At 38.9% G+C, this 19,660-nt stretch carries 16 protein-coding genes and 3 other annotated features; of the genes, 14 read left to right on the forward strand and 2 right to left on the reverse strand.

The window, feature by feature from the left end:
* Window positions 1–7: 7 nt before the first annotated feature.
* Both KHA95_RS19825 and KHA95_RS19830 read right to left on the reverse strand, forming a co-directional pair.
* Entirely contained in the window at window positions 8–934 is a 927-nt protein-coding gene (locus KHA95_RS19825) for a sensor histidine kinase (RefSeq protein ID WP_213139286.1), read from the reverse strand.
* Between the two features lie 15 nt (window positions 935–949).
* Window positions 950–1,651, reverse strand: a complete 702-nt coding sequence (locus KHA95_RS19830) for a LytR/AlgR family response regulator transcription factor (protein WP_213139287.1) — start codon at window positions 1,649–1,651, stop codon at window positions 950–952.
* Window positions 1,652–1,826: 175 nt separating this feature from the next.
* Between KHA95_RS19830 and KHA95_RS19835 the strand changes: the two genes are divergently transcribed.
* From KHA95_RS19835 to ilvD, 14 genes are all read left to right on the forward strand, one after another.
* Window positions 1,827–2,573: an ATP-binding cassette domain-containing protein gene (locus KHA95_RS19835; RefSeq protein ID WP_213139288.1), complete on the forward strand. Its 747-nt coding sequence runs from the start codon at window positions 1,827–1,829 to the stop codon at window positions 2,571–2,573.
* Complete coding sequence (locus KHA95_RS19840; RefSeq protein ID WP_213139289.1) at window positions 2,566–3,729, forward strand: ABC transporter permease; 1,164 nt, start codon at window positions 2,566–2,568, stop codon at window positions 3,727–3,729. The genes KHA95_RS19835 and KHA95_RS19840 overlap by 8 nt, the downstream gene beginning before the upstream one ends.
* A gap of 51 nt (window positions 3,730–3,780) precedes the next feature.
* Window positions 3,781–4,063, forward strand: a binding site (T-box leader).
* Between the two features lie 95 nt (window positions 4,064–4,158).
* Window positions 4,159–4,399 (forward strand) — a binding site (T-box leader).
* 64 nt (window positions 4,400–4,463) lie between these two features.
* Window positions 4,464–5,855: an anthranilate synthase component I gene (trpE, locus tag KHA95_RS19845; protein WP_213139290.1), complete on the forward strand. Its 1,392-nt coding sequence runs from the start codon at window positions 4,464–4,466 to the stop codon at window positions 5,853–5,855.
* A gap of 405 nt (window positions 5,856–6,260) precedes the next feature.
* A complete protein-coding gene (locus KHA95_RS19850; protein WP_213139291.1) occupies window positions 6,261–8,018 on the forward strand; it encodes an ABC transporter ATP-binding protein in 1,758 nt (585 codons plus the stop codon).
* Window positions 8,018–10,021, forward strand: a complete 2,004-nt coding sequence (locus KHA95_RS19855; RefSeq protein WP_213139292.1) for an ABC transporter ATP-binding protein — start codon at window positions 8,018–8,020, stop codon at window positions 10,019–10,021. Before KHA95_RS19850 ends, KHA95_RS19855 begins: the two co-directional genes overlap by 1 nt.
* Window positions 10,022–10,309: 288 nt before the next feature.
* Window positions 10,310–11,071 (forward strand): class I SAM-dependent methyltransferase, encoded by a 762-nt coding sequence (locus KHA95_RS19860; RefSeq protein WP_213139293.1) that lies wholly within the window; start codon window positions 10,310–10,312, stop codon window positions 11,069–11,071.
* Between the two features lie 298 nt (window positions 11,072–11,369).
* Window positions 11,370–11,684: a hypothetical protein gene (locus KHA95_RS19865; RefSeq protein WP_213139294.1), complete on the forward strand. Its 315-nt coding sequence runs from the start codon at window positions 11,370–11,372 to the stop codon at window positions 11,682–11,684.
* Between the two features lie 158 nt (window positions 11,685–11,842).
* Window positions 11,843–12,385: a helix-turn-helix domain-containing protein gene (locus KHA95_RS19870; RefSeq protein WP_213139295.1), complete on the forward strand. Its 543-nt coding sequence runs from the start codon at window positions 11,843–11,845 to the stop codon at window positions 12,383–12,385.
* A 64-nt stretch (window positions 12,386–12,449) separates the two neighbouring features.
* Entirely contained in the window at window positions 12,450–13,550 is a 1,101-nt protein-coding gene (locus tag KHA95_RS19875) for an ABC transporter ATP-binding protein (RefSeq protein ID WP_213139296.1), read from the forward strand.
* The gene (locus tag KHA95_RS19880; protein ID WP_213139297.1) at window positions 13,543–14,346 is read left to right on the forward strand and encodes an ABC transporter permease; all 804 of its coding nucleotides are present in this window, start codon (window positions 13,543–13,545) and stop codon (window positions 14,344–14,346) included. The genes KHA95_RS19875 and KHA95_RS19880 overlap by 8 nt, the downstream gene beginning before the upstream one ends.
* Window positions 14,343–15,149, forward strand: a complete 807-nt coding sequence (locus tag KHA95_RS19885) for an ABC transporter permease (RefSeq protein ID WP_213139298.1) — start codon at window positions 14,343–14,345, stop codon at window positions 15,147–15,149. Before KHA95_RS19880 ends, KHA95_RS19885 begins: the two co-directional genes overlap by 4 nt.
* Window positions 15,146–16,219: an ABC transporter substrate-binding protein gene (locus KHA95_RS19890; protein WP_213139299.1), complete on the forward strand. Its 1,074-nt coding sequence runs from the start codon at window positions 15,146–15,148 to the stop codon at window positions 16,217–16,219. The genes KHA95_RS19885 and KHA95_RS19890 overlap by 4 nt, the downstream gene beginning before the upstream one ends.
* Window positions 16,220–16,744: 525 nt before the next feature.
* Window positions 16,745–17,650 (forward strand): branched-chain-amino-acid transaminase, encoded by a 906-nt coding sequence (gene ilvE / locus KHA95_RS19895; protein ID WP_213139300.1) that lies wholly within the window; start codon window positions 16,745–16,747, stop codon window positions 17,648–17,650.
* 23 nt (window positions 17,651–17,673) lie between these two features.
* A complete protein-coding gene (gene ilvD / locus KHA95_RS19900) occupies window positions 17,674–19,338 on the forward strand; it encodes a dihydroxy-acid dehydratase (RefSeq protein ID WP_213139301.1) in 1,665 nt (554 codons plus the stop codon).
* 1 nt (window position 19,339) lies between these two features.
* Window positions 19,340–19,588, forward strand: a binding site (T-box leader).
* Window positions 19,589–19,660 lie beyond the last annotated feature (72 nt).

The following is a 19,660-nucleotide window of genomic DNA, read 5'->3' on the forward strand; positions in this document are numbered from 1 at the left end:
ATATGAATCAACCTCCACTTCGAACGTTCTGCCTTATATCAGGTATTTTTATCTTTACCGAAAAGCTGTTTTGTATAGTTGAAAAATCAAGTGTTCCTTGAGAACTTCTTACAATACGCATCATTTGCTGTGTGCCAAATCCTTCATGGTTACCACCTTTTGTCGACTTAGCTCTTTTTGTAAACATCCGCTCGATTGTATCATGTTCAAGGGGGATCGTATTATTTTTACAATGGATAATCCATATACCACTTTGTTTTCTGCAAATGAAGCTAATTTCTCCTTTTTCCCCACTCTCACTTTGATAAGTGAAAGCTGCGTCAATCGCGTTTTCTAACAAATTACCAATCAATGAAATGAGCTCCTCGATTGGAATCGGTAAGTCGGAAAGAGCATGCTGAATATGATAGGTAAGTGTTATCCCTTTTTGCTTTGCTTGTTCAAAATGAGAATAAAGCGCCGCGGCAACGATATTTGATTCTTTATGTAATTGATCGATTTCCTTATATTGAGCGTGTACATGTGATCGATAGCTCTTTATTTGGTTGTCGACAGCATCCGCATGAAAAAGGGCGTTTGTATGTAAATGTAAATCATGGCGCTGCTTTCTAAGCTCATTTAATAACTGGGTTTGCTGATTAAAATTGGCGATGATTGCCGCATGATTTGCCTTTTCCTTTTGATACAGCTTAATGAGGTATGCAACTGCCGCTAGTTGAAGGAGCATTCCGAGTGCAATGATTGGCGTAGCTGTGTAGTAGGCAGACGCTACCCAACTAAGCAGCAATGAGGTAAGGACAATGTTAATTTGAAAAGGTAGACGAATGTTTATTACTTCTTTCAGTTGCCATAGGGTTCCAAATAATAGTAGGCAACAAAAAAGAAAGCTCTTCGTCCAAAACGTCCATATGATCGCTAAAATCCATGGAAACAACAGCATTATTCCACCTCAAAAATAATATTTTTGTAAATAGTCCATTTTCTCTTTTGTAAGCATTGCGGTTTTTTTCGTCCCTTCAAATGAAACACTATACGATTTTTTCGTATAAATGGAAAAGCTTTTTGCATAATGAAGGTTGATAATAAAAGAACGGTGTGACCGAATGAAATGATTTTCACGAAGTGTTCCTTCAAGCTCATTCATCGTTAAATATGTTTCATATACCTGATCAACTGTAAATATCGTTGTTGATCTTCCCGTTCGTTCTGCAAAAATGATGTCCTTTTTCGGAATCATTTCAATATGTCCTTTTTGCTTGAGAATCAATCTGCCTGTTACATTTCCTGCATGATGTTTTTCTCTATATCGCGAAAGCGCCCGTTGAAGGCGTTCCTTCGTATAAGGCTTTAAAATATAATCATGGACGTTTAACTCAAAGGCATGTACGGCATAGCCGCTTTTGGCCGTAACAAAAATAACAGTAATGAGTAAGCCGTGAGTTTGGATGAAGTCCGCAAGCTCATATCCCGAAATACCAGGCATTTCAATATCGGCGATTAATAAATCAATTTTGTTTTTTTGAATCTCCTTATATGCTTCTTCAGGACTTGTTGTCGCAAAAACAAGTTCCACATCCTCTTCCTCTTCTAATATGAATCTCAATTTATCAAGGTCTATCAGTCTGTCATCAACTATTCCGACTTTCATCATGAAAACCCCTTTGCAAATACTACCAATCATTATAAACCATTTTTTACGATAGATGTTTAGGAAGATTACATCCCCATTCGCGACATGTAAGTCCCTTTTCACGACAAGTTGGCAGACGAGGCGGAGATTTAATCGTACAATAAAATTACAAATGATCTGGAAGGGGAGAAACAGCATGATCGTGGTCAATCAAGTTTCGAAGCAATTTAAAGATAAAAAGCAATTCGTGAAGGCTGTTGATTATATAACTTTGCACATACCAAAAGGGCATGTAGTCGGATTAATCGGGGAAAATGGTGCAGGTAAAACGACTTTATTACGTATGCTCTGCACATTAATTGAGCCTGATGAAGGAATGATTACGCTTGATGGACGCAATATTTTTGAGCATAAAGAAGAAGTAAGATCAAAACTAGGTGTTCTTTTTGGTTCAGAGACCGGCCTATACAACCGCTTGACGGCGCGTGAAAATTTAGAGTACTTCGGCAGTCTGTACGGGATGTCCAATCATCAAATTAACAATCAGGTTGAAATGTTAGCAAAGCGTTTTGGGATGCGTAAGTATTTAGATCGAAAAGTGGAGGGGTTCTCCAAAGGGATGAGGCAAAAAGTGGCGATTGCCCGCACACTTATTCATGATCCAGATATCATATTATTCGATGAACCGACAACAGGCTTGGATATTACATCATCGAATATTTTTAGAGAATTTATTTATCAATATAAAGATGAGGGCAAGACGATTATTTTTTCAACCCATATCATGGATGAAATCGCTCAGCTTTGCGAGGATGTGATCATGATGCATAAAGGGCAATTGGTGTATGAGGGCAGCTTGGAAGAGCTTTATGTAAAGGAAAATAGCCGTGATCTCAATTATTTATTTACTTCCAAAGTAGTAAGGGGAGATTTATATGTTTAAAACGATATTTTTAAAAGAAATGAAGGATGTGCTACGCGATAAAAGGAGCATTACTTTATTAGTTCTCATGCCGATCATCATGATGGCAGGGTTAACGATTTTCTACGATAAAATACTTACATCTGGCCATGAAACAGAGTTTACGTTAGCTGTTGAAGAAGGAATGGATGCAGAGTTATTGCAGCAGCTAGAAGCCTATATGCCGACCTTAAAAGTGGAACAAAAGGCTGATGTTCAAAAGGCGGTGGAGGAGAAGGAAGTACAGGTTGGATTAATGCTTGATCCTGATTGGAAAGGGCTGCTGGAAACGCAAAAAACCGTCCCTGTTCAGATTATTTTTGATCCGGGAAGTCAAGATTCTTCCAGTGCCTCTGCCCTAGTTATGAGTGCATTTTCACAATGGCAGCAAGAGACGGTTCAACTTCGGCTCGCCGGTCATCAAATCGACAGCAGCATCGTTGAGGTTTTTCAAATAGAGACGAAAACAACAAAGGATGAAGACAATGCGATCGCTTCTTATATGTTAGCTATTTTAATTCCGTTACTGATTCCGATCGCGATTGCCAACGGATCTTATCCATCTGCAACTGAGCTATTTGCTGGGGAAAAAGAAAAGAAAACGATTGAAGCATTGCTAATTACGCCTGTAAAGCCAATAAAAATATTACTGGCTAAATGGCTTACGATTTCACTGCTTGGAATTTTTACCGGGGTATTATGCATTGGGGTTATTAGTGTGCTTATGAATTTTACAACTGAATTAAAAAAAGGCCTATCAACAATTGAACATCCGCTCAGCTTTATTTTCATGAGCATCGTGCTTATCGTCTTATTTGCGATTTTTATTGCTGAAGTGGAAATGATTTTAAGCATGCTCGCAAATTCAGTGAAAGAGGCAGGCTATTATATTACACCAGTGATTGGCTTTATTACACTTCCGATGCTATTTATGTTTTTTGCTGGAGAGGCACTTAATTTATCTCTTTATTCGATCCCAGTGATGAATTTATTTTTATTCGTTCGTGATGCCTTTGGCGGTCAATTAACTACGGCGGCATTCGGGATTGCGACAGGAAGTTATGTCGTGCTTATTTCGATTTTATTCCCAGTGGCATTGAGGCTTTTCGGAAATCATCGACTGATGCTTGGAAAATAACAGTTGACATGTGTGAAGATTTTTAATATTATCATAATCAACCAATTTAAAAATTTAGCTATGAAGAAGAGTAGTAGTCTGTCTGACACTTAAGAGAGCCGATGGGTGGTGTGAATCGGTGTGAGCATGCAGATGAATGGACTTCCGAGCTTCCAAACCGAACCTTTAACTCGAATCAGAGGATGCTGATCCAAGTTATGCCAAGGCGTAATTGATTAAGTGAGGTGTAGGCTTTGGCGAAAACCCCGTCGTTACAAGGGCGTCCTTGCTTATGCAAGAATAAAGAGCTGTTTTCAGCTAAAAAAAGGTGGCACCACGGTCCTTCGTCCTTTGTGATGAGGGGCCTTTTTGTATTTAGGCTCGCACGATGCGAGTCACAACAGCGGTGCCAGAGGACGTGGCGCTCTTAGCTGTTGTTTCTTAACATTAGATAAAACGTTGAACAAGAGTAGTAAGTACGCTGGGATTCGTTACAGAGAGTCGGTGATGGTGAAAATCCGACGTGAATACTTGTACTGAATGGACTTGTGAGTGGTTTCCTGAACAATAGTAGGGGAACACGGTCTTCCGCCGTTATATGGATAGGGCATCGGAGTAGATCCTGTGCCTGATCAAGATAGGGAAACACTCCCTAATATGAGGTGGTACCGCGGTCATAATCGCCCTCAAGCACATGCAATTATTGCATGTGCTTGAGGGCTTTTTCAATTTAAATAAAGAAAGGGAAATGCCAAATGCAAACGAAAAAAGTCAATTTTAAAATGAAAAAGCTAAACGGTGATGTATTAACGCCGATTAATGTTTTTTTGCGGCTTGAAGGGAAAAAGAAGTTTTTACTTGAAAGTTCATTAAAGCACAGTGAGCAAGGACGCTATTCTTTCATTGGTGTAAATCCATCGATGGAAATTGTCGGAGAGGGAAAAATCGCACGGGTATCATTAGCAGACGGTACAGTGGTAAAAGAGGAAAAAGGGTTGCCGTTATCAATTTTACAATCAGCATTGCCGAAGTTGGAATTGGAAGAGTTGCCATTTCCATTCTATGGTGGAGCAATCGGCTATGTTGGCTATGATGCTATTCGGCAATATCGGGAAATTGGTGAAGAGTTAAGTGATGAAATTGAAATGCCAGATGTCCATTTTATGGTGTATGAAGATGTCGTCGTTTTTGATCATCTTGCCCAGGCGATCTATTTATTATCGATCGATTTGCATGATCAGCGTACCGAAGTGGAGTTAGAAAAGCGACTTGAGCTATTGGAAAAACAAATTTCACAAAGGGAAACAGATGAGAGTCTTGCGGATTGTCGAATTGATTTCCAACCATTAATGGAAAAGGAGGAATTTGTTCGAAGAATTGAGCAGGCACAAGCGTATGTGAAGAATGGTGAAGTGCTACAAGTTGTTTTATCACAAAGAATGGTTGGCGACGTTAAGGCGGACCCGTTTCATTTTTACCGCGTGTTAAGAAATTCCAATCCATCGCCCTATATGTTTTTTGTAGACTTCGAAAAATACGTTGTGTTAGGCGCATCGCCAGAAAGCTTTGTGAAATCTAAAGGAAGACTTGTGTCAACGAATCCGATTGCGGGGACGCGCCCGCGAGGAGAAACAGCTGAAGAAGATAAAGAAATTGCAGCTGAACTTTTGGCAGATGAAAAGGAATTATCAGAACATCGCATGCTCGTTGATTTAAGCTGTGAGGATATGGGGCATATTTGTACACCGGATAGTGTGGAAGTTGCTAGCTATATGAAGATTGAACAATATCGTCATGTGATGCATATTGTTTCAGAAGTGGAAGGGAAGCTCGCTGAAGGCAAATCAGGTCTCGATGCACTTATTTCATGTTTACCAGCTGGCACGGTATCTGGAGCTCCAAAAACGAGAGCGATGCAAATCATTAATGATTTGGAAGAAGCAAAACGCGGAGTGTATGCAGGCGCAATCGGTTATGTGAATGCGAATGGAGATATTGACTTTGCCTTGGCCATTCGCTCGCTCATCATTAAAGAAAAACGGGCATACTTACAAGCGGGTGCTGGAATTGTGACTGATTCAATCCCGGAAAAAGAATATATGGAAACGATCAATAAAGCGAAAGCACTATTAAATCCAGGGGTTTAGCGCTCAGCGTATGAACAGAGCGAATTCGTTTGCGGCAGTACTTTTTTAGGATTGACATGGGAAAAATACGATGCTACGATAAGAACAATTCAAATAATTAATAATTTTAAGGAAAAGGAGGTTGAATGACGTGAGAAGGAAAATGATGATAAACCAATTAACTGAATACGGAATCAGCCTCCGTTCCATTTAAATTCCACATTTAAAATAGGCATGGGCTGTTTTCTGTCCGTGTCTTTTTATGTGAAGCGTAGCTATGCACATTTTTAGGCATAGCTGCGCTTTTTTTGTTGACTAAATTTAAGGAGGAATAAACATGTGTAACAACTTTATTTTGCTAATTATTGCTATTCAGGCAGGTAGTGGGTAGCTCAGATCGAAAGAACGTAACGGGAGGCATAAGACATGTTTAGTGTATTAGCGAAATTAGGCTGGTTTTTTAAAGATCATTGGAAACGATATACGATTGCACTCGTATTACTTGGTCTTGCCAATATTTTTGAAGTGATCCCGCCACTTTTATTAGGTGCGGCGATTGACCGTATATTTTTAGGATCAATGGCAATGGATACGCTTTTTCTCTATATTGGCATTTTAGCCGCTGTTGGAATTGCCAACTACGGAGTGACCTTTATTTGGATGTATCAGCTTTTTGGAGGAGCATTTGTTATTGAACGATTATTGCGAACGCAATTTATGAATCATTTATTAAAAATGACACCGACATTTTTTGAGAAGAACCGTACGGGTGACTTAATGGCTAGAGGGACGAATGATTTAAGGGCAATTTCAAGAACAGCTGGCTTCGGTATCCTCACATTATTTGATTCGACGATGTATATGTTTACGATCTTGTTGACAATGGGCTTTGCCGTATCGTGGAAACTGACGTTAGCGGCTGTTTTGCCACTGCCCATTCTCGCGTGGGTAATTAAAATTCTCGGAGCGAAAATACATGAACGATTTACAGTTGCGCAAAATGCATTTGGTGATATGAATGATCGTGTCCTCGAAGCAATCGCAGGTGTCCGCGTCATTCGAGCCTATGTTCAAGAAAAAGCGAATGAAGCCGAATTTAAACAAATGACTGAAGACGTTTATGAAAAAAACATTCATGTGGAACGGATTGATGCTTTTTTCAATCCAGTGACGAAGATTGTAACAGGAATGAGCTATTTAATCGGGATATCTTATGGTACGTACCTTGTTTTTCATCAAGAAATCTCACTAGGTCATCTCGTTTCTTTTAACGTCTATTTAGGGATGCTCGTATGGCCGATGTTTGCAATTGGTGAATTAATTAATATTATGCAGCGCGGCAATGCTTCCCTCGACAGGGTTCAGGCTACATTAAATTATGAGGAAGATGTGAAAGACCCGAATAATCCTCAACATGTTGAGCAAATGGGGAAGATCGCCTTTTCAAAAGCGACTTTTCGTTATCCGTTGTCAAAAAAGGATAATCTATCAAACATATCATTGGACATTGATCGAGGAGCGACGATTGGCATCGTTGGAAAAACGGGGAGTGGGAAGACGACGTTCATTAAACAGTTTTTGCGTGAATATCCAATGGGACGCGGCAATATTTCGATTTCAAATGTAAGTATTGCGAATCAGGCGAAAGAGCAAGTAAGGAGCTGGATTGGTTATGTGCCACAAGATCATATCCTTTTTTCTAGATCTATACGTGAAAATATTCTATTTGGTGCTGAACGAGCGACGGATGAAGAGTTGAAAAAAGCGATCCGGCTTGCTTATTTTGATAAAGATATACAGCATTTACCGGAAGGCTTGGAAACGCTCGTTGGAGAAAAGGGCATTGCTATTTCTGGTGGACAAAAGCAACGAATTTCGATTGCAAGAGCATTAATTAAAAATCCAGAAATGCTTATTTTAGATGACTCGTTGTCAGCCGTTGATGCAAAGACAGAAGCACAGATTATTAAAAACATCCGTAAAGAACGGAGAGGGAAAACAACGATCATTACGACTCATCGTCTATCCGCCATCGAGCATGCGGATTGGATCATCGTCTTGGATGACGGAAAAGTATTGGAACAAGGGTCACATGAGCAACTGCTTCAATTAGGTGGCTGGTATAAAGAACAATATGATCGACAACAAATAGAAAGCTTGTTTGAAGGCGAGGTGCATGCATAATGTCAACGGGAAAGCGTCTATATCAATATGCATTACTCTTTAAAAAGCTTATTATTGCTGCACTTGCGATGCTAACGATTTCAGTAAGTGCGGATGTGCTTGGTCCATTTGTCATCAAGCAATTTATTGATGAACATGTTTTAGGAATTGAGGATCATTGGCTGGAAACAACACAGGAGAAATCATCGGTAGATATTTTCGGGAAAAAGTATGTACGTGAGCGTTATGCTGAGGAAAATAATGGAGAACGTGCGACGATTCTCCAATTGGAACGCAGTTTTTATTTTGTAGACGGGGAAGCTCCATTAGAAGGAAAGCGTGAATGGAAAAATGGGGAACTTGTTATTTTGATCAATGGAGACGCTCATTCCTATCAAGCTGAAAAACTAACGTTAAATCAAGTTCTTCGTTTTTACGAGCCTGAGCTACCAGCGATGATTAAGCTTCTCTGCATTTATATGGGACTGTTTATCATTGCGGCCATTTTCCATTATGGGCAATATTTTTATTTGCAAAAGGCAGCAAATCGGATTATTCAAACAATGCGTACAAATATTTTTTCACATGTTCAAAAGCTGCCAATTCGTTATTTTGATGATTTACCTGCTGGAAAAGTCGTTGCAAGAATTACGAATGATACGGAAGCGATTCGGGAATTATATGTGACCGTATTATCGACATTCTTTACAGGAGCAATTTATATCACTGGCATCTATGTTGCGATGTTTTTCCTTGATGTAAAACTAGCATTCTTCTGTTTGTTGGTATTGCCGATTATGTATGGCTGGATGATCGTATATCGCAAATTTGCCTCCAAATACAATCATGTCATTCGGGCGAAGGTCAGTGATTTAAATGCAATGATCAATGAATCGATTCAAGGAATGGCGATTATTCAAGCCTTTCGCCGTGAAAAGCAAATGAGTGACGAGTTTGAAGCGGTTAACGAAACACATTTTCGTTATCAAAATAAACTGTTAACACTGAACGCTTTATCGTCACATAATTTTATTGGTCTATTGCGCAACATGATTTTTGTAGGATTTATTTGGTATTTTGGAAGTGGGGTTATCACGACAACATCTGCCGTTACGATTGGAGTTTTATACGCGTATGTCGATTATATGAATCGATTATTTAATCCAATTGGCAATATCGTTAACCAATTCGCTAATTTGGAGCAGGCACTCGTGGCTGGACAACGAGTTTTCGAACTGTTGGATGAAAAAGCCGAGGAGATAAGTGAGGAAAAAATAGCGCGGTATAATGGAAATGTTACGTTCGATCATGTTTATTTTGCTTATAAAGAAGATGAGTATGTATTAAAAGACATCCATTTTGAGGCAAAACAAGGGGAAACGGTGGCACTTGTCGGTCATACTGGATCAGGGAAAAGCTCGATTATGAATATTCTCTTCCGTTTTTATGACTGTCAACAAGGCGAAATTCGAATCGACGGCAAGAACATCCAACAGATTCCAAAGCAAACATTGCGTGATCATATGGGGATCGTGCTACAAGATCCGTATTTATTTACTGGTACGATTGCATCGAATGTTAGCTTAAATGATCCGAGAATTACTCGTGAAAAGGTCGAGGCAGCATTGAAAGCTGTCGGGGCAGATCGTGTATTGAAGCATTTAGAAAAAGGCTTTGACGAACCTGTGATTGAAAAGGGAAGTACATTATCATCTGGACAACGTCAGCTCATTTCCTTTGCCCGTGCACTTGCATATGATCCTGCGATTTTAATATTGGATGAAGCGACATCAAGCATCGATACTGAAACCGAAACGATCATTCAAGAAGCGATGGATGTATTGAAAAAAGGAAGAACGACTTTCATCATTGCGCATCGCTTGTCGACGATCAAAAATGCCGATCAAATCTTAGTGCTCGATCGAGGAATGATTGTGGAGCAAGGCAGCCATGACCAATTAATGGAGAAGAAAGGAAAGTATTTTCAAATGTACCAGCTGCAGCTTGGTCAAAGAGCTGGATAAACTATCTAAAAAAGTACTCCTAATATGGAAAGATCTAGTAATATTGTTGTTATTACTCCAGGCGGCCGCTTTCTGCGGGGTATTCGTGAGCTTTCTCAGGCTTTAACAGAATGATGGTAACGAAGCCATTGCTACACAAAATCTGGCGACCTAGGCTTCGTTCCTTTAAAGATTTCTGTGGGTTATGCTTACTGATGATCTCCAGGAGTTGTTTTATAAATATCCCTAAACATTAAGGACATCCGAAAAGCTGAGTGAAATTATAAAAAGAGAGAGGGAGAAAGGCATATGTTGGGTTATTATAGTAAACTTTCTTCAGAAGTATATGATTTAGACAAATATATTGGTCTTTCATTTGGAGATGTAGAATTTTATAGCGATAGATTAGCATTTTGTAAGGGGAATATACTTGAACCAGGTGTTGGGACTGGTCGAATTCTTATTCCACTTTTAGAAAAAGGCTTGAAAGTCGATGGTTTTGATGCATCAGAAGAAATGTTAAAAATATGCCAATATAATTGCGAAAAAAGAGGGTTAAATCCGAAACTAATTGAAGGGAAAATGGAGTCAGTTTCATTAGATACAGAGTATGAAGCCATTATTGTACCGACTGGAACATTTCTGCTGTTACATAGAAGAGAGGATTCTCTTAAAGCATTAAATAATTTCTATAATCATCTCTCTAATGGAGGTAGACTCATTTTAGATACCTTTTTGCAAACAGATCTATCGATTGATAAAATATCAACAAGAACTTGGGAATCTAAGAATGGTGATATTATCACATTAGAAACTAAAGTGGTTGAAGTTGATTATATTAACCAATACACAATATCTCATAATCGCTATGAAAAATGGAGTAATGGCGAACGAATACAAACAGAATTAGAACGATTTCCACTTCGTTGGTATGGAATTGAAGAATTTAAAATGATTCTTGAACAGGTCGGGTTTGAAAATATAATCATCTCAGCGGATTATAAATACGGACAATATCCCACTAAATCAAGTCAAATAATTACATTTGAAGCTGTTGCTAATAAGGAATAACATTTTTAAATTAAAGGCAAATATTACAGAAGTAAAGCAAATTTGAAAAGACTTTAGAAAGGAGATACTACAAGCTAGGCAGGTCTCCTTTATGTTTTTTAAAATAAATTTAAATGGTTTTATTATTTCTATCATTGGGAGGATGGAATTGATTATTGCTAAAGATCATTAAAATGATTGACGAATTGAATAAAATATAGATTAGTAACGACTCAAAATTCATTTTTAGAATTTGGGTCGTTTTTGTTTCATATAGGCATTGGCATTGAACGAAAAGTTGGATAAAAAAAGGCTATTGATGATTCTAATGAAATCCGTACGAGTTTGCAATGCGTTGATTGGAGTGGTGGCTGGCGACTCCTCGAAATTGCTGCGCAATTCCTTCGGGCGCGGTAGGTTCAAGGAAGCTTATTCAATGTCCTGCGGGATGGGCGTACAGCTTGAGACCTCACAGGAGCGCTTTAAAGGAACGAAGCCTAAAGTCGCCACGTTGTGTGGGAACGGCTTCATGATCAACATCCTCGGATCAAAGCACCCCCGCGGAAAGCACCCAGCCAGAACGGAAATCAACACCAATATTGGAATTGTTAAAAGAAGATCGGCCTTTTTTTAATGTCCTGTTTTTCACTGCTCTTTTTTTTCATAAACCTATTGCGCTATTACCGCAAATATGTATAATAGTCTAGGGTTAATAGTAAACATTAAGTAATGTAAAAGTAAACTTTGTTTACTGTAAGTTTACTTTTAATAAACATGATTGAGGGTAGGACAATGCAGATTGGTAAAAAAATTAAAAATTTGCGATTGAAAAAAGGACTTACTCAGGAAGAACTTGGAGAGCGTACGGATTTAAGCAAAGGATATATTTCGCAACTTGAACGTGAATTAAGCTCACCTTCGATTGATACCTTTTTTAGCATACTAGAAGTACTTGGTTGCAGCCCGAAACAGTTTTTTGATGATGAAGAAAGAGAACAGAAGGTCGTTTATAGTGAGGCAGACCAAACCCATTTCATTGATGACGAGCGAGGCTATGAAATTCAATGGCTTGTACCAGAGTCAAATGAAAAGGAGATGGAGCCGATACGGCTGATGCTGGAGAAAAAGGGAGAATTTAAACAATTCGAACCTTCCTTATCAGAAACCTTCGCTTATGTTTTATCTGGACGGGTAATGATTACACTAGGTAAGAACATCTATTATGCAAGAGCGGGCGAATCGATTTATTTCCACGCCTCACACGAACATCAAATTCATAATGTGTACGACGGAAAAACGGAATTGATTTTAGTAGCGACAGAATCATATTTGTAGACTTTGTTCAAAAATCGCTTCACCTTTTTTGGACGTTTGCAAAACGAAATAGGAGGGGAAATAGATGAATGAAAAAACGATTATTCGTTTTGAAAATGTCTCGAAACAATACGATGACGCAATAATTTTAGATGATGTAAGCTTTGAACTTGAGCGTGGTAAATTTTATACGCTACTCGGTCCTTCGGGATGCGGGAAAACGACGATACTTAGATTAATTGCTGGCTTTATCCAGCCGACGAAGGGAAATATTTATTTTAATGGCAAGAAGATAAACACGATTCCGGCCAATCGACGTCAAGTAAATACTGTATTTCAGGACTATGCATTATTTCCTCACCTTAACGTATTTGAAAATGTCGCTTTTGGTCTGAGGATTAAAAAAATAAATAAAACAAAAATTGATGAAAAAGTAAAAGAAGCTTTAAAATTTGTCAATCTATCGGGTTATGAGAATCGTGAAATTACGGAAATGTCGGGTGGGCAGCGTCAGCGTGTTGCCATTGCAAGAGCAATCGTCAATGAGCCTGAAGTCATTTTATTGGATGAGCCATTATCTGCCCTAGATTTAAAATTAAGAACAGAAATGCAGTACGAGCTTCGAGAGCTTCAACAGCGACTAGGCATTACCTTTATATTTGTAACACATGACCAAGAAGAAGCATTAGCCATGTCTGATGAAATTTTTGTCATTAACGAAGGGAAAATACAGCAAAGTGGCACGCCAATTGATATTTATGATGAGCCAATTAACCGCTTCGTTGCTGACTTTATCGGCGAATCGAATATTGTAGCTGGTAAAATGATCCGTGATTTTCAAGTGGAATTTGCAGGCCATCAATATGAATGTGTGGACCAAGGGCTTAACCCGAATGAACCTGTGGAAATTGTCATTCGACCAGAGGATTTAGAAATCACTTCTCTAGATGAAGGGGATTTGAAAGTTCAGGTAGACTCCCAATTATTCCGTGGTGTTCATTATGAAATTTGTTGTTATGATGCTGCAGGCAATGAATGGCTCGTCCATTCTACGAAAAAGGCGAATCCAGGTGATGAAATTGGCTTGCGCATTGAACCGGAAGTTATTCATGTCATGCGTTTTGGTGAAACAGAAGAAGAATTTGATAAACGACTAGAATCGTACGAAGAGGCTAGCCATGCATAAAACACGAAATTATTATCTTATTCCTTATGTATTATGGATCGCTTTATTCGTTGTTGCACCAATTCTTCTCGTCGTTTATTATTCCTTTTTTGATATAGAAGGCCAGTTTACATTAACGAATTATCAAAAATTCTTTACACCTGTCTATTTGAAAATGACTATCAGTTCTTTTTGGTATGCGTTTCTTATTACGGCGTTCACATTGTTAATCGCCTACCCGACAGCCTATCTATTAACAAAAACGAAGCATCGTCAGCTTTGGCTGCTTTTAATCATATTACCATCATGGATTAATTTACTTTTAAAAGCTTATGCATTCCTCGGCCTATTTGGAGCGTATGGCCCTGCAAACCAGTTTCTTGAAGTAATCGGAATTGGAGCAAAGCAGATTTTATTTACAGATTTTAGTTTTATTTTTGTTGCTGTTTATATTTTCATCCCGTTTATGATTTTACCGATTTATAATTCATTAGAAAAATTAAATCCGTCATATATCGATGCAGCGACGGACCTAGGTGCTTCAGCTTGGACAGCTTTTCGAAGAGTCATTTTTCCATTAACGCTTGATGGCGTGAAATCTGGATGCCAGGCTGTGTTTATCCCGGCACTTTCGTTGTTCATGATTACGAGATTGATTTCGGGAAATCGTGTGATTACATTAGGGACAGCGATTGAACAGCATTTTCTCGTTACGCAAGATTGGGGAATGGGTGCAACGATTGCAGTCTTCTTAATCATCGCAATGGCGATAATTATGATTGTTACAGGACAACGGAAGCGAGGCGATTTGACATGAAGGGAAAAAATAAACTCGCTACGATTTATTTAATTATTGTTTTTGCAATTCTATATGCACCAATTATTTATTTAATGTATTACTCATTTAATAGCGGCGGTTCAATGAGAGATTTTGATGGATTTACATTAGAATGGTATGCGGCAGTGTTTCAAGATACACGTCTATTAATCATTGCACTGAATACGTTGATCATTGCGCTTTTATCGGCAGCGATTTCGACGATACTTGGGGTTCTCGGCGCACTTGCCATTATGTATGTAAAAAAACGTCAGACAAAAAATACGCTGCAAACATTAAATAACGTTTTAATTGTAAGTCCGGATGTCATTATAGGTGCATCATTCCTTATCTTATTTACGATTGTTGGAATTAAGCTCGGGTTTACATCTGTATTGTTATCGCATATTGCGTTCAGTGTGCCTATTGTTGTTATCATGGTGTTGCCAAAGCTTCAGGAAATGAGCTCATCATTGATTGATGCTGCGCGCGATCTTGGTGCGACGAACTGGGATGTTTTATCAAAGGTTATTTTGCCGTATATTACACCGGGGATTTTTGCCGGGTTTTTTATGGCCTTAACGTATTCGCTTGATGATTTTGCTGTTACATTTTTCGTAACAGGAAATGGATTTTCTACACTATCTGTTGAAATTTATTCGCGAGCTCGTCAAGGAATCTCCCTTGAAATTAATGCTCTGTCAACATTGATTTTCCTACTTACAATCATGCTCGTGATTGGCTATTACTTTATTAATCAGCGGAATCTGAAATCTGCTGCTGCGGGGGTGAGGAAACTATGAGTAAACTAGTCCGCTCATTTGTCCTAATTTTCCTCGTTTCCTTTGCGTTGATTTATTTAGTCAACCATCTGAATTCTGCGCAAGGCTTTTCAAGCGGGAATACATTAAGCATCTACAATTGGGGAGATTATATTGATCCTGATTTAATTAAGAAATTTGAAGAAGAAACAGGTATGAAGGTCATTTATGAAACGTTTGACTCAAATGAAGCAATGATGACAAAAATTGACCAAGGGGGCAATGCTTACGATATTTCTGTTCCTTCTGAATATGCAATAAGTAAAATGAAGGAAGAAGGCCTGCTTTTACCGTTGGATCACGATAAGCTCCCAAATTTGAAAAACATCGATGAACGTTTCATGGATTTATCATTTGACGAACAAAATCAATATTCTGTTCCATATTTTTGGGGAACGTTTGGCATCGTCTATAATCCGAAAATGCTGAATGGAAAAGAAATTACGAGTTGGAATGATCTATGGGACCCCGATTTTAAAAATCAAATATTTCTTGTTGATGGAGCGAGAGAAATTATCGGTATGGGGTTAAATAGTTTACATTATTCTTTAAATGAAACAGATGAACAAAAACTCATTGAGGCAAAAGAAAAGCTCGATACAATTACTCCGAATGTGAAAGCAATTATAGGGGATGAAATCAAACTTCTTATTGCGAATGAAGAAGCGGCGATCGGTGTTACTTGGTCAGGAGAAGCTGCCGATATTATGTGGGAAAATGAAGATCTTGACTATGTTGTGCCTGAGGAAGGATCAAATTTATGGTTTGATAATATGGTTATTCCTTCGTCAGCAAAAAACATTGATGGTGCCCATCAATTTATTAACTTTATGCTTGATCCAGAAAATGCTGCACAAAACGCTGAATATGTTGGCTACTCAACACCTAATAAAAAAGCGATGGAGATTTTGCCGGAGGAAATTACCGAGGATGAGCGGTTTTATCCAGATCCGGAATTAACAGAGCGCCTTGAAGTGTATGATAATCTGGGAAAAAGAATGCTCGCCTATTATAATGATTTATTTCTAGAGTTTAAAATGCATCGAAAATGAATAAAAAATCGGCTACGCGAGTAGCCGATTTTTCTATTTAACGATGAACAAAGAAATGGAAGCCAACTACACTCGCTCGCCGATTTCGCTCCGAGCGTAAATCGGCGGTTAGCTGAATAACTTACTTCAATTTAAATAAATGAGTTAGCAATATCTTGGGTTCGTATCGTAAGGTATAGCTTTATAAGCACCTCGGGTTGGGCAAGAGGAATTAAAAGAAAATAACCTCATAAACAATCTGTTTAAAAACATTTTCATTAATCTGTTTCTAAACAGCGGATTCATCGATTAGGACATGCTGTTTTTTATAAGCTCTATTGAGAAAAAATTGTCAAAATTTGTTCAGTTTATGTCGAAGCTTGACATTATCGTGATGAAAGCGGATACTACTTCAATTTATTATTTCCAACAAATAAAACATTCTGAAAATCTATTGACGTTTTAGCAATACCAAGGTATCATTGAGAACAATTTAATAAATCAATTTTACATTTTCAATCGCATCGGTGAGAGGGGCGAAAAGCGGTGAGTGACCAATTGATCTTTCTCAATGGCCAATTCGTAAAAAAAGAAGAAGCAGTTATCTCTGTTTATGATCATGGATTCTTATACGGGGACGGGGTCTTCGAAGGAATACGGTCATATAGTGGTAATGTGTTTCGTTTAGAAGAGCATTTAAATCGATTATATGATTCTGCGAAGTCTATCCTTCTAACGATACCCTATACGAAAGAGGAAATGACAGAGATTATTGTCGAAACACTTCGAAAAAACAATCTGAAAGATGGCTATATTCGCCTTGTCGTTTCACGTGGAGTGGGAGATTTAGGGTTAAACCCTGTTTCATGTAAAACTCCAACGGTCATTGTCATCGCAGAACCACTTGCTATTTTTCCAAAAGAACTGTATGAAACAGGCCTGGAAATTGTGACAGTAGCAACACGACGTAACCGTTCGGATGTGCTTAGTCCAATGGTGAAATCTCTGAACTATTTGAATAATATATTGGTTAAAATCGAAGCGAATCTTGCGGGAGTGCCTGAAGCATTAATGTTAAATGATCAAGGGTATGTTGCGGAAGGTTCAGCAGATAATATATTTATCGTCAAAGGAAAGAAATTACTTACCCCGCCAGGACATGTCGGTGCTCTCGTTGGAATTACGAGAAATGCGATTATGGATATTGCGCGGGAAAAAGGATATGAAGTAGCAGAAGCTATTTTTACTAGACATGATGTTTATACAGCTGAAGAAGTATTTTTAACGGGTACGGCGGCGGAAGTGATTGCTGTTAATAAAGTAGATGGTCGTACGATCGGTGATGGAAAGCCTGGTCCAGTTACAGCTGATTTGCTAAAAAGCTTCAGGGAACTGACGGTCACGGATGGAGTCAATGCATTTGAACATGACCATACATTATTTGTCAGCTAACAATAGATTTAGGAGAGGTATACATGCGCAGTGATATGATTAAAAAGGGGATCGACAGAGCCCCGCACCGTAGTTTATTATATGCCACAGGTATAAAAACAAGGGACTTAGAGAAGCCGTTTATCGGAGTGTGCAACTCATATATCGACATCATTCCCGGACATAAGCATTTGCGCGAATTTGCTGATGTCGTGAAAGAAGCGATATGGGAAGCAGGCGGTGTGCCATTCGAATTTAATACAATCGGTGTGGATGATGGAATTGCCATGGGGCATATTGGAATGCGATATTCATTGCCAAGCCGTGAGTTAATTGCGGATGCAGCAGAAACCGTTATTAACGCACATTGGTTTGACGGGGTTTTCTACATTCCAAACTGTGATAAAATCACTCCTGGAATGTTAATGGCAGCATTTCGAACAAATGTCCCTTCTATTTTTGTTTCGGGTGGCCCGATGGAAGGCGGTATGTCATCAGACGGCGAACCATTGACGCTTACATCTGTGTTTGAAGGTGTTGGAGCATACCACGCAGGAAAAATGTCAGCGGAAAAGCTGCTCGATATTGAACAAAATGCTTGTCCGACATGTGGCTCATGTTCGGGGATGTTTACAGCGAACTCGATGAATTCATTGATGGAAATGTTAGGCGTGACATTACCAGGAAATGGAACAATTGTAGCTACATCCAAAGAACGTCATCGTTTGATTAAAGAAGCGGCACATCATTTGGTTAGAATGGTGAAAGAGAATGTTAAGCCACGTGATCTCGTTAATGAAAATACGTTCGACGATGCTTTTGCGCTAGATATGGCAATGGGAGGATCAACAAATACAGTTCTCCATACTTTAGCTATTGCACATGAAGCAGAAATAGATTATGATTTATCTCGTATCAACAAAGTGGCAGAAAGAGTTCCTTATTTATCCAAAATTGCCCCGGCATCGGATTACACGATGCAAGACGTTCACAACGCTGGTGGCATTAGCGCCATCATCCGAGAATTATGTGAGATGGGTGCAGTGGAAAGGGATCGAATGACCGTCACTGGGAAAACAGTATACGAAAATGTAAAAGATCATGTTATTACAAATCCTGAAGTCATTAGACCAAAGGAAAATCCATATAGTAAAGTAGGCGGATTATCCGTCTTATACGGTAATATTGCACCAGATGGCGGAGTCATTAAAGTTGGGGCTGTTGACCCATCGATTAAAACATTCCGTGGAAAAGCCATCGTGTTTGAGTCACAAGAAGATGCACAAAAAGGCATCAACGATGGAACGGTTCAAGCAGGGCATGTAGTCGTCATTCGATACGAAGGACCAAAAGGCGGACCGGGGATGCCAGAAATGCTTGCACCAACTGCGGCAATTGCCGGTAGGGGATTAGGAAAAGACGTTGCACTTATTACAGACGGACGCTTCTCCGGAGCATCAAGAGGAATTTCAATTGGTCATATTTCTCCAGAAGCTGCTGAAGGTGGACCAATTGCTCTAGTAGAAAACGGAGATGAAATTTATATCGACCTAATCAATCGGACGATTTCTCTTGAAGTAAGTGACGAAGTATTAGCAGAAAGAAATGAAAAAATAACACCATTTGAACCAAAAATCAAAAAAGGTTATTTAGCTAGATACTCTAAGCTTGTTACATCCGCTAGCACAGGCGGAGTTATGAAAATATAATAAATACGCAATGAAGAGGAAAAAATTAATGGGTCACTGTATTACCAGAGAGTCGGCATTGCTGGGAGCCGACAATACAGCCATTAGTGACATCGCCTCAGAGCATGGATTCTGAAAGCATCAGCGATTATGGATCCACGGGGACTATGATAGTAGTTCCCGATATCAATGAGTGGCTAATTGTCGCTCCCGAGTCAGTAAGCATTACTGAAAAGTAGGGTGGTACCATGAAAGTTTTTTCATCCCTGCATAAAAGGTTCTCCTTTTGTGTGGGCTGAAAAAACTTTTTTTTATTGTTAAAACGCTCTGTTACATTTGAATG

Origin of the sequence: Bacillus sp. FJAT-50079, from assembly GCF_018343515.1 — a bacterium.
Lineage (GTDB): Bacteria > Bacillota > Bacilli > Bacillales > Bacillaceae_C > Lederbergia.

Bases quoted from the DNA above. Each gene is read 5' to 3' on its own strand.
- KHA95_RS19830 (WP_213139287.1), bottom strand. From the start codon at position 1,651: ATGATGAAAGTCGGAATAGTTGATGACAGACTGATAGACCTTGATAAA.
- KHA95_RS19835 (WP_213139288.1), top strand. From the start codon at position 1,827: ATGATCGTGGTCAATCAAGTTTCGAAGCAATTTAAAGATAAAAAGCAA.
- KHA95_RS19840 (WP_213139289.1), top strand. From the start codon at position 2,566: ATGTTTAAAACGATATTTTTAAAAGAAATGAAGGATGTGCTACGCGAT.
- trpE (WP_213139290.1), top strand. From the start codon at position 4,464: ATGCAAACGAAAAAAGTCAATTTTAAAATGAAAAAGCTAAACGGTGAT.
- KHA95_RS19850 (WP_213139291.1), top strand. From the start codon at position 6,261: ATGTTTAGTGTATTAGCGAAATTAGGCTGGTTTTTTAAAGATCATTGG.
- KHA95_RS19855 (WP_213139292.1), top strand. From the start codon at position 8,018: ATGTCAACGGGAAAGCGTCTATATCAATATGCATTACTCTTTAAAAAG.
- KHA95_RS19860 (WP_213139293.1), top strand. From the start codon at position 10,310: ATGTTGGGTTATTATAGTAAACTTTCTTCAGAAGTATATGATTTAGAC.
- KHA95_RS19865 (WP_213139294.1), top strand. From the start codon at position 11,370: ATGATTCTAATGAAATCCGTACGAGTTTGCAATGCGTTGATTGGAGTG.
- KHA95_RS19870 (WP_213139295.1), top strand. From the start codon at position 11,843: ATGCAGATTGGTAAAAAAATTAAAAATTTGCGATTGAAAAAAGGACTT.
- KHA95_RS19875 (WP_213139296.1), top strand. From the start codon at position 12,450: ATGAATGAAAAAACGATTATTCGTTTTGAAAATGTCTCGAAACAATAC.
- KHA95_RS19880 (WP_213139297.1), top strand. From the start codon at position 13,543: ATGCATAAAACACGAAATTATTATCTTATTCCTTATGTATTATGGATC.
- KHA95_RS19885 (WP_213139298.1), top strand. From the start codon at position 14,343: ATGAAGGGAAAAAATAAACTCGCTACGATTTATTTAATTATTGTTTTT.
- KHA95_RS19890 (WP_213139299.1), top strand. From the start codon at position 15,146: ATGAGTAAACTAGTCCGCTCATTTGTCCTAATTTTCCTCGTTTCCTTT.
- ilvD (WP_213139301.1), top strand. From the start codon at position 17,674: ATGCGCAGTGATATGATTAAAAAGGGGATCGACAGAGCCCCGCACCGT.